The organism is Mesorhizobium sp. WSM4809 (assembly GCF_055811655.1).
This window is the reverse complement of record NZ_JBVVQW010000070.1, coordinates 1-368: the sequence shown is the minus strand read 5'-3', so window position 1 is coordinate 368 and position 368 is coordinate 1. Positions and strand designations below refer to the sequence as shown.

Genomic DNA, 368 nt, shown 5'->3' with positions numbered 1-368 from the left:
ACTTCGAGTTCGGTCTCGGCGGTCTTGGCTTCCTCAACCGTGATGACGCCTTCGTTGCCGACCTTCTGCATCGCTTCCGCGATCATCTTGCCGACCGACTCGTCGCCATTGGCCGAGATCGTGCCGACCTGGGCGACTTCCTCGGAAGTCTTGATCTTCTTGGCAGCCTTGCCGAGCGCGCCGACGACTTCGGTCACGGCCAGATCGATGCCGCGCTTCAGGTCCATCGGGTTCATGCCGGCGGCAACGGCCTTGTGGCCTTCCTGGACGATCGACTGTGCCAGAACGGTTGCGGTCGTGGTGCCGTCGCCGGCGATGTCGTTGGTCTTCGAAGCAACTTCGCGGACCATCTGCGCGCCCATGTTCTC

1 protein-coding gene is annotated in these 368 nt (G+C 62.8%); it reads right to left on the bottom strand.

Annotation, left to right across the window (positions count from 1 at the left end; genetic code table 11):
- Positions 1 to 368 (bottom strand): TCP-1/cpn60 chaperonin family protein (locus tag AC0L24_RS33895; protein WP_473565101.1); only part of this gene is annotated, 368 nt, incomplete at both ends.